Genomic DNA, 10,540 nt, shown 5'->3' with positions numbered 1-10,540 from the left:
TTAGATAATCATATAGCTGATTTGCATTATTACTATTTTCGGGTGTGGTAACTAATATTTTGAAGTAACCACAAAGTGGAAATCCGAAAGCTTCAATTTGTTCGAACATAGCTTCTAGTTTTGATACTTTTAATTCTGGAAGTGTATGAGCTACTCGTTTTTGATTGAATAAAAGAAATTGATTGTGATTATTCGATGGAATATTGTTTATTTTAAAATGAGCCTGCCATAATAGTTCATGTTTGTTTTTATTAGTAAACCTAAATGCATTAATCTTAATGAGGATACTAATCTGCTCTATACTTATTTGTACTCTATCAATAAAATTATCTAAAGAAGTATATGGACCACTTTGAGAACGATTCTTCAAAATGTTTTCTGAAACCTTATGTTCTAGATTTCTTAGTATCATTAACCCTAAAAATATACTTTTGTCTTTTAAGGTGTGTTCGTAGTTACTAGTATTGATACAAGGAGTTAGTATGGTAGCTCCTAATATCTTGGCTTCATGAAGATATATTTCAGGGCGGTAGAAACCGCCTCCATTATTTAATGTAGCTACTAGATATTCTAATGGAAAATAAGCTTTGAGAAATAAACTTTGGTAACTCTCTACGGCATAAGAGGCAGAATGTCCTTTTGGAAAAGCATATCCGGCAAAACTTGCTATCTGATCCCATATTTCAAAAATTAAGGATTTAGCATAGCCTTCATTTTTGCAGTTCTCTATAAATTTATTTTTAACTTCTTTAAATTCTTTTCGTGATCTAAATTTACCACTCATACCCCGGCGTAATACATCTGCTTCATCCAAGGTTAGTTTTGCAAAAAAATGCGCTACTTTAATCACATCTTCCTGGTATACCATAATGCCATAGGTTTCACTCATTAAATCAAGCATAATCGGGTGTGAGTTTTTTCTTCTTTCTACGTCATGTTCCCGTAAAATATACTCCCGCATCATTCCGCTTTTAGCTACTCCGGGACGTATAATTGAACTTGCTGCTACTAATCCTAAATAATTATCTGTTTTTAGTTTACTTAGAAGCATACGCATCGCAGGAGATTCTACATAAAAGCAAGCCAGGCATTTTGCATCTCGTATTAAAGTATTTATTTTTTCATCTTTCTTAAACCTCTTTATATCATGAATATCAAAATTTGCTAATGCAGGTTGATTGTATGCTATAATTGTAATTGCGTCTTTAATTTTTGCTAACCCACGTTGCCCTAAAATATCAAATTTGTATAAGCCCAGGTCTTCTGCGATAATCATATCATATTGTACAGTGGGAAACCCTTTAGGTGGAAGATCTGTGGCAGAATAATAATGTAAAGGGTGTTCACTAATCAATATTCCGCTAGCATGTACGCTAAGATAATTAGGGATACCTCGTATAAGATTACTATAAATGACTACCAACTTATGAATTTGATCAAGAGAGTTATAATTGTAATCTCCTTCACTTAACTTGTCGATTTCAAATTTTGGAAGACCGAATACTTTACCTAATTCTCTTATTGCTCCTTTATAATGAAAAGTAATGTAGGTTCCTAGTAATGCTACATTGTCAAATTCCTGGAAAATAAATCGAGTGATATCTTGTCTGTCTTTCCATGAGAAATCAATATCAAAATCAGGAGGGCTGGTACGGTGTGTGTTGATAAACCGTTCGAAATAGAGATCTAGTTCTATGGGATCGACATCTGTGATACGAAGTAAGTATGCTACAATACTATTTGCTCCACTACCACGACCTACATAATAATATCCTTTGCTTTGTGCATAAGAGATGATTCTCCAGTTAATCAAAAAATAGGAAACAAATTCCATTTTTGTAATTAGTGATAGTTCTTTTTTTAGACGATCGAGTACTTTTTTTGGAGGATTTGGATATCGATAGACAAGACCTTCCTGGCAGAGTTTTTTAAGTAATTTATTATCTTCTTGTATACTGCTGGTGTATGTTTTTGGGTTTAACGAAGAGTTGTTTTTTGAAAAGTCAAAATTAATGCAGCATTCTTCGTGGATTGCAAGGGTGTTTTTGATAATGAAATCAAATTCTGAAAATTTATTTTTTATTTCCTGATCCGGGATCATTTGTTCTGAAAAACAAGCCTGTTGGTTATCGGGTAAACGACTTAGTAGTATATTATTATCGATAGCCCTTAACAATCGATGGGCATTAAAATCTTTTTTATTTCTGAAGGTAATTGGTTGTAGTGCTATACATTTATCTTCCAATTTTTGCAAATTAGAAAGACGAAATTTAGGAATGTCTTTTATAGCTATACCTATAAGTTCATTATCTGTAAAATTGGTTTTATTTATAGATAATATATATTCAAAAGGATATATGATATAGGAGTTTTTTACAGGAGGAGCTATTTTGGGAAAATCGGTTTTTTTATACGAATAGTATGATAAGAAATCATTTAGTTCTTTATACCCTTCATTATTTTTTGCCAATCCTGTGTATAAAGGTTGATGATTGTTTCTAAAATCTATTCCTACAATAGGTTTGATTTCATACTCTTTTGCTTTTCTAACAAAATTTAGGCAGGCAGAGGTGTTGTTAATATCTGTTAGAGCCAGGCAATTTATATTATTTTCTTTGGCCAACTCTAAGAGATCGATTTCAGAAAAAGTTCCGAAACGTAGACTATAGTATGAGTGACAATTAAGGTACATTTAGTTTCATGTTTTGACTTTTGCATCAGGGGTAGCAACGACATCCTTTTTCTGTTAATTCGAACGAATTAACAGAAAAAGATATAGTGAATAACCCGCCCGGATGCCATTATTATGATATCGATAGGTATAAAAACTATTGTTTTCTATGGGCTAATACAATAGGGGGTTGCCCATTAAATGGGTTTTGCATTCTGCCTATAGTTGTTGACTCTATAGCAGCAGCTCTTATTACACTTCGGTCTCCATATCGAATTCTAATGTTATCTAATGCCTGATATAAGTTAAGCTGCTTCTCACTATCATCAAATAAATTAATCTGGTAGTTGCCACCAACCAAATGGGTAAATCGTATTCCTATTAATCGAATTAATAATCGTTTTTGATATAGTTTTTCGAATAGTTCCAGAATTTTAGGGATAAGAATATGATCTGCGCTGGTATATGGTATTTTAAGTTGTTTGGTATATGTATTAAAATCAGAGTATCTGATTTTTACAGCAATGCAGGCGGTTAACTTATTTCCTCTACGCAATTGATAGGAGAGGTTTTCTGTCATTGCTATAAGGAGGTTTCTAAGTTTGTAGATGTCTATAGTATCTCTGTCGAATGTTCTTTCTGTAGAGATTGATTTGCGTTCAGAAAATGCAATAACGGGGCTATTGTCTATCCCGTTTGCTCTTTTCCAGATGGTGAGACCGTTTGCCCCAAGTACTCCTTTCATGACATCTACAGGCATATCCTGAATCGTTTTTATATAGCGAACTCCTAGGTTTCGTAAAGTTTGATATGTTTTATCACCTACCATTGGAATTTTTTTAACCGATAGTGGGGCCAGAAACGGTTTTTCTGTGCCAAAATCTATCTTTAACTGGTTATTTGGTTTTGCTTCGTTGGTCGCTACTTTAGATACTACTTTATTGCCAGAAAGCCCAAAAGATATAGGAAGCCCCGTTTCGGAAATAATTTTTTGGCGTAATTCTAAAGAATATTTATAAGTGCCAAAGAATTTGTCCATACCAGAAAGATCTGCATAGAATTCATCAATACTTGATTTTTCGAATACAGGTACATTTTCTTTGATGATTTCTGTGACCATATCAGAGTATTTGCTATATGTTCCGGCATTACCTTTTATAACAACGGCCTCGGGGCACAGCTCTTTAGCAATTTTCATAGACATACCAGAATGTATACCATAGGATCTGGTTTCATAGCTGCATGCAGCTACAACACCACGATCACTAATTCCACCAACAAGGAGTGGTTTTTCTTTTAAAGTGCTGTTGATCATGCGTTCTACAGATACATAGAATGTGTCTAGATCAAGATGTAATATAGTTCTCAAAACAATAATTATGGAATAATTCCAAAAATAGGGAATTATTCCATAATTATTGTTTTGTAACAATTTTTTTTATTCACAGCAGGGTAAAAAAAAACGACATCTCGCAAGAGGAGAGATGTCGTTTGTAAAAATTTTATTTTGGGGCTACAAAATAAAATTCAGCATTAATTAATTTTCTACCATATTATAACCGGCAAATTGTTGCATAGCGGTTTGGGTAAGTTCTTTTGCTCTATTTACATAGAATGTTTTTGTATCGTCGAGTGATTCGTTTTTTAGGTCATTTTCACTTCGTACATAGTCAGCTTGTGATACGAATTTAGACTCTTCATTTAGAACTACACTTAATTCTTGTAGTGCACTTTCTAATTTTTGTAATGCCATTTCGGCTTTTGATTTTATCAATGACTGTGCTTTTAATTCGGCAGCACGCTTAGCTTCAAATTCGGCTTTCATCTTATTTTGCTCAGCTATTTGTTGCTCGAGTTTTTGTTGTTCGATTTCTAACTGACGACGTTTTTCTTCTAATTCTTTTTGTTTACTAGCAACTTCCTGAGTAGCTTCTGCCAATTCGTTTTCTCCCTCTGTAGAGGCTACATCTGCATCTGAATAGTTATCACCATTAGCCTGACAAGAAGTTAATTGTTCTAGAAGTTGAGATCCTAATTCTTTAGCGCGTTTTGCAAAATATCTACTGCGTTCGTAGGTATCTTGTTCTAACGAACTTTCCATATCGACTCTAGCTTTATATGCAGTTTCGTTTGCTTCTTTACAGCCACATTTATTGGCCAGATCTTCTACTTTTTGGAAAGCTTCTATAGCTTTATCGGCATATTCTTGGGTGTGAAAGACGTTATTTGCCCCATGTGCTTTTTTACTGTGCGAGTATGCATAACTGGCAGCAGTTAGGGCATCGTCGTATATATTTTGAGCGTTAGTTCTGGGGATAAAACATAACAAAAACAGTATAAGTGCAATTTTTTTCATTCTTTGGGGGCTTTTAAATCACATAGCAATAATACAATATTTTATATGTAACATCCAAAAAAAACAGTCATTAATCGACGAAATACGCATTTTGTCTTAGTTTTTACGGGTAAACCTTATTTTTGGTGATAAATATCCTACTGTGTGTGAGAAAACAGGGTGATTGTTACTGTAAATCAATATCTAAACGATGATTTGTATGTAATATTATTTGCGATATAACTTTTTTGAAAATTAATTTTACAGGCTTATCTATAAAATTTGTAAGTTAATTATGTATCTTACGTCTAAACGGCTCATGAAACAATTAGTTATCTCTTCAATAAATTATAATCTTAGTAGCGCTATAGATTTACTTAACGCTATAGATTCTACTACATATCAAAATAGTTCTGTTGGACCATATTACTCTAGTATAGGTTCACATATACGCCATACTCTTGATTTTTTTGACTGTATAATTAGTGGGTTAGACTCTAATAATATTGATCTAACAGCTCGTAAACGAGATGAAATATTATCTACAGATAAGGAGTCTGCAATACATTATATATACCAACTTCAGGAAACATTACTCTCTTATATTGATACAAATACGGATTACCTAATTCATGTTACTGATAATTTGGGACAGGGAAAAGTGACTGTAAATTATACCTTAGAGAGTATTCTTGCTCATGCCAATAGTCATGCGGTACATCATTATGCAACTATCGGGTATATCCTTAATCAGTTAGGAGTGGAAATAAAAATTCCAGGATTTGGTTATAACCCGACAACACCGATTAGTAAAAGAGAGGGGATTTAGTTAAAAATGATTATAAACTATTTTATTTTTTACCAAATATTGATTCCATAATAGTTCTTAAACCTCTAAATGCCATAAATATCGCAAATCCTGCACCAATTATTCCTAATATTAGTATAGGAATATATAACGGATGATCCTGATTTTTAAAAGCAGAGTGAATAATAACCGGGCTAATAAACATAAAAATAAGGGCTATAGCCATTCGCTGCACTCCTTTACCTAATAGTTCTTTATTTGTTCTTTCAGGTTCCATAATGGCTTATTGCATCACGTACATTTCCGTACTGTTCTAATATCGCAGAAGCCTTTGCATGATCGATTGATAATTCTTCCATGATCATACGTATTCCACGATCTACTAATTTGTTATTACTAAGCTGCATATCAACCATTTTGTTTCCTTTTACTCGCCCTAATTGAATCATAGTGGCTGTAGAAATCATATTCAAAACCAGTTTTTGGGCAGTACCGGCTTTCATACGAGAGCTTCCGGTTACAAATTCGGGACCTACGGTAATAACAATAGGGAATTGAGCAGTGATGGCCAAAGGGCTACCTTCATTACAGGTAATACATCCTGTAATAATATTATGTTCATTACATTTTTGTAATGCACTTATGACATATGGAGTAGTACCCGAAGCTGCGATACCAATAACGACATCTTTTTCTGAAATCTGATATTCTTGTAACTCTTTCCAACTTTGTTCTGTACTATCTTCGGCATATTCTACAGATTTACGAATTGCGGTATCACCCCCAGCGATTAATCCAATAACCAAATCGGGAGAAACACCAAAAGTAGGTGGGCATTCGCTGGCATCTACAATTCCTAATCTGCCACTTGTCCCAGCTCCAAGATAAAAAAGTCGACCGCCATTTTTAAGTTTTGGTACAATTTGAGCAATCAAAGCTTCAATCTGTGGAATAGATTTTTCTACAGCATCAGGAACTGTTTTATCTTCTTTGTTTATGTTGGAAAGCAACTCATTAATGCTCATTTTCTCTAAATGATCATATTTTGAGGATTGTTCTGTAGTTTTTGTAAATGACATGCTTCAAAAATACTCATTTTTGATTTGAAGACGGGAGTATCTTTCTTTTTTTTAAGCAAAAAAACTGTTTTCAGCAAAATCAAAAAAAACAGAATAAGTTGAATAATATAGTGTTATTCTTTTATAGTAAAATCAAATCGATTAGCTTCAGAAATATTAAAATATCCCAAGGCAAAATTATCAATATTGGTTGTGTTAATAATATTGCCTCTTAGTAGAGCAGGAGGTGTTTGAAATGGATTTCCTCCTTCTTGTTCACTTTGTTCAATAAGCAGGTTTGCATAGTTGTAATAACGTTCGTCAATTCCTAATATCTTGATGGTTACATTACGGCCATTTACCATATCTTCGTAGAAATAAGAGAAATTGAATGCTTCGCCTTGATAAAAACGATCTTCGCTTGCCAGAAATAAACTGAAATCAAAATCAAAAAGGTAGAAATCATCACGAGTTCCGTCATCTGTAAAGGAAATAATAATTTCGGTCTCATCATCAAATAAAGTATTATCGCCTTGCACTATATTATCAATAGGAACTGTGGGAATAAGTTGTGCAGTGGCAATAAAAGTTTCATTGTTGTAGATAACAGTAAGTTGATATGTCGTATCGAATTCTGGAGTAAATGTAGTTGAGTCTGGAGTATAAAATCCTGGCTCTGTTGATTCGGTAAAATTGATAATCGAATTATTAGAAAGGTTTGTGATAAAAACGGTAGCATTACTTACAGTAGGAGTTTCTTTGTCGAAGAATGGAGCCGATAATGTAAGCCTTACCCCACCTTCGATATCAACTGGGTTTTCGTCCATATAATATTCAAAAGAAGCATCGATAACCAACCTTTGTTTCCCGTTAGGGACTTCTACATCAATTGCATCTTCACAGCTAATCGATGTTATTAGAATTACCAGTATATAGATTAATTTTTTCATTGTTTCTGTTTCTAATTTTCTTTTCAGCGATCAAAACTAAAATTTACATCAACCCTGTTTTTATTAGTGTAGTGTATATCTCTTGATTACTATATAAACCTTTAATTATGTTCATGTGTTAGAATTTAAAATTATAGGTTACAGCTGGTATAATCCCAAATATAGAGGTTCTTACAGCTTCATTTACAAAGGAATCCTGATTTCTTCTAAAAGTAATTGATGCTGCATTTTTACGATTATACACATTATAGATACTAAATACCCACTCTCCATGCCATTTTCTGGTTTTGTTTTTTCTTGGTGTTAAAGTAGCTGATATATCTATTCTATGGTATGTTGGTAATCGTTCACTATTTCGTGGTCCATCAAACACAGGTACTACTAACCCTTGAAATTCGAACTGCCCTGTAGGGTAATTGGTTGGTTGTCCTGTTTGGAATATGAAATTAGCGCCAAATTTCCATTTTTTGTTTAATTCATAACTTCCGTTAAAGGATATATCATGAGTTTTATCATATGGAGTACTATACCATTTGCTATTGTTGATCCCTGGTTCTTGTGGTGTTCTACCAGGGGTTCTTTGTTCTGATTTTGATAAAGTGTAGGCAAGCCAACCTTTAAACTTTCCTTCATTTTTTCGTAATAAAAATTCTAAACCATAAGCACGGGCTTCTCCATTTAAAATATCTCGCTCGATAGCATTATTAGCAATTAGATCTGCACCGTCGATATAATCGATACGATTTTTTATATCCTTATAAAAAACTTCTGTTTCTAGGGAGTATTTATCATCATTAATACTTTTAAAATACCCTAGAGCATATTGATTGAGTAATTGTGGTTTTATGTATTTACCACTAGGAGTCCATACATCTAAAGGAGTAGGGGAGCTGGTATTTGATAACAAATGAAGATATTGCGCCATTCTGTTATAACTAGCTTTTATTGAAGTATTGTCATTAAAAGCATATGCCAGAGCTACTCTGGGTTCTAAATTGGTAAATGTTTTTATTTGATCGCTTCTGCTAAAATTTTCTGTACCTATTGGTTTTGCATCTTCATAAATCTGCAATTCTTCATTAAATAAAAGAGGGTTGTCATTTTCATAGATATTAAGCTCATTTTGCCCTAGTCTAATAAAATTGCTTAGCCTAAGTCCATATTGAAGGGTTAGGTTATTAGAGATTTTGTGTTCTGCATCGATATAGGCACCAAATTCATTTGCATATTTATCGATAAGCTTTTCTCTGTTAATTCCAGAATCTGCACTATTGGGTTTTATTTCACCAGGATTAAATCTAAAATAGATAGTGTTAATGCCATAATTAAGCTGAAAATTATCACTGATATAATGTTTCAGGTCATATTTCAGGTTAAAATTTCTGATTCCAGAATCCCATTCGAAGCCTACAAAATCGAGTTCTAATCCGTAGAAATAATCAGAATATATAATGGATAGATTAGAGAATAGTTTGTCTGAAAACAGGTGATTCCACCTTAGGTTGAGCACCGTGTTACCGTATGTGTTTTTAAAAACTCCATCTATAGCAAATACATCTCGACCAAAGTAGCCAGATAGGTATAAATTATTATTGTCATTAATTTTATAATTTAGTTTTGTATTGAGGTCATAGAAATATGCAACATTGTCATTATCAAAAAGTGGTAAAAAAAGGTGAGCATAAGAAGCTCTGCCTCCTATCAAAAATGCACCTCGATCTTTTACAATAGGACCTTCTGCCAGCAATCTACTTGCTACTGCCCCTAGACCACCATTAATTCTGTATTTTTTGCTATTTCCTTCTTTTTGATAAATGTCTAATACCGATGATACGCGACCACCATATCTAGCAGGGATACCACCTTTGTATAGCTTGATATCTTTTATTGCATCTGGATTAAAGACAGAGAAAAAACCAAAAAGATGAGAAGAATTAAAAATAGTAGCTTCGTCTAATAAAATAAGATTTTGATCGGTTGATCCTCCTCGTACATTAAATCCTGCGGCTCCTTCGCCACCGCTAGTTACTCCTGGTAAAAGGATAATTGATTTGATCACATCTGCTTCTCCCAGAACAACAGGGATTTGTTTAATAGTTCCTGCCGTGAGTTTGTTAATACTCATCTGAGGGTTTTTAATGCTTAATTTTTCTGTTTTTTCTGTAATGATTACTTCATCGAGAACTTCTGAAGATTCTGTAAGTTGAACATTAAGTTTTTTATCTTCATTAAGATCAATTTCGAGTATACGATCTGTGAATCCTAAATAACTAACTTGTAGTTTGTATTTTCCCTGAGGTAAAGTGATAGAATAAAACCCATATTCATTGGTAACTATACCTTTTGCTATTTCCGGAAATATAACATTGACTCCGATAAGGGTTTCGTTACTGGATTTTTCTGAAATAATCCCGCTTAATGTAAATTTTTCCTGACTTTGAATTGAGAACGATGATAAGAATACTAATATGAGACCAGATAATATGTGTTTTTTCAAAAGAAAGTATTTTATCAATTAGTACTAATAATGTAAACCGTAAAGGAAGAAATATGTTACGAGTTCTACAATTAATTTATTGTTAATTATCGTTTTTAGTACTAATTTTTTTCTTGTGTTTTGAATTATACTAATTATAAAATTTAATTGATTTTGTTATATTATCTCCTCATTCTATATCAGAACTTCGTTATGAAATCTTACTATAGCATTAGGAGATA

At 33.0% G+C, this 10,540-nt stretch carries 8 protein-coding genes (1 of these 8 only partly in view); 1 reads left to right on the top strand and 7 read right to left on the bottom strand.

Features of this window, described 5'->3' with window-relative positions; all coding sequences use genetic code 11:
• The 3 genes from NNH57_RS08010 to NNH57_RS08000 all read right to left on the bottom strand — a co-directional run.
• Positions 1–2,692, bottom strand: partial view of a DNA polymerase III subunit alpha gene (locus tag NNH57_RS08010; protein ID WP_108809311.1) — the 5' portion only. 269 nt of this gene lie to the left of the window's left edge; only the first 2,692 of its 2,961 coding nucleotides appear in the window; its start codon is at positions 2,690–2,692; its stop codon lies beyond the left edge, outside the window.
• 136 nt (positions 2,693–2,828) lie between these two features.
• Positions 2,829–4,040: a DNA polymerase Y family protein gene (locus NNH57_RS08005; protein WP_408608277.1), complete on the bottom strand. Its 1,212-nt coding sequence runs from the start codon at positions 4,038–4,040 to the stop codon at positions 2,829–2,831.
• A gap of 168 nt (positions 4,041–4,208) precedes the next feature.
• Positions 4,209–5,027 (bottom strand): hypothetical protein, encoded by an 819-nt coding sequence (locus tag NNH57_RS08000; protein ID WP_074409418.1) that lies wholly within the window; start codon positions 5,025–5,027, stop codon positions 4,209–4,211.
• Positions 5,028–5,325: 298 nt separating this feature from the next.
• Between NNH57_RS08000 and NNH57_RS07995 the strand changes: the two genes are divergently transcribed.
• Complete coding sequence (locus NNH57_RS07995; protein ID WP_074409417.1) at positions 5,326–5,835, top strand: DinB family protein; 510 nt, start codon at positions 5,326–5,328, stop codon at positions 5,833–5,835.
• Between the two features lie 22 nt (positions 5,836–5,857).
• On the opposite strand, the gene NNH57_RS07990 is transcribed toward NNH57_RS07995, so the two are convergent.
• The 4 genes from NNH57_RS07990 to NNH57_RS07975 form a co-directional block, all read right to left on the bottom strand.
• Positions 5,858–6,091 (bottom strand): DUF6095 family protein, encoded by a 234-nt coding sequence (locus NNH57_RS07990; RefSeq protein WP_025663953.1) that lies wholly within the window; start codon positions 6,089–6,091, stop codon positions 5,858–5,860.
• A complete protein-coding gene (gene murQ, locus NNH57_RS07985) occupies positions 6,081–6,893 on the bottom strand; it encodes an N-acetylmuramic acid 6-phosphate etherase (protein ID WP_074409416.1) in 813 nt (270 codons plus the stop codon). The genes NNH57_RS07990 and murQ overlap by 11 nt, the downstream gene beginning before the upstream one ends.
• 113 nt (positions 6,894–7,006) lie before the next feature.
• On the bottom strand, positions 7,007–7,822 hold the full coding sequence (locus tag NNH57_RS07980; protein ID WP_074409415.1) for a DUF4249 family protein: 816 nt from the start codon (positions 7,820–7,822) through the stop codon (positions 7,007–7,009).
• A gap of 118 nt (positions 7,823–7,940) precedes the next feature.
• Complete coding sequence (locus tag NNH57_RS07975; RefSeq protein ID WP_074409435.1) at positions 7,941–10,319, bottom strand: TonB-dependent receptor; 2,379 nt, start codon at positions 10,317–10,319, stop codon at positions 7,941–7,943.
• Positions 10,320–10,540 lie beyond the last annotated feature (221 nt).

It is taken from the genome of Aquimarina spinulae, assembly GCF_943373825.1.
GTDB classification, from domain to species: domain Bacteria; phylum Bacteroidota; class Bacteroidia; order Flavobacteriales; family Flavobacteriaceae; genus Aquimarina; species Aquimarina spinulae.
This window is presented reverse-complemented; position numbering and strand designations above follow the sequence as displayed.

Excerpts from the sequence above, each read along its gene's own strand:
- murQ (WP_074409416.1), bottom strand. The coding sequence starts at position 6,893 with ATGTCATTTACAAAAACTACAGAACAATCCTCAAAATATGATCATTTA.
- NNH57_RS07980 (WP_074409415.1), bottom strand. The coding sequence starts at position 7,822 with ATGAAAAAATTAATCTATATACTGGTAATTCTAATAACATCGATTAGC.
- NNH57_RS07995 (WP_074409417.1), top strand. The coding sequence starts at position 5,326 with ATGAAACAATTAGTTATCTCTTCAATAAATTATAATCTTAGTAGCGCT.
- NNH57_RS07990 (WP_025663953.1), bottom strand. The coding sequence starts at position 6,091 with ATGGAACCTGAAAGAACAAATAAAGAACTATTAGGTAAAGGAGTGCAG.
- NNH57_RS08000 (WP_074409418.1), bottom strand. The coding sequence starts at position 5,027 with ATGAAAAAAATTGCACTTATACTGTTTTTGTTATGTTTTATCCCCAGA.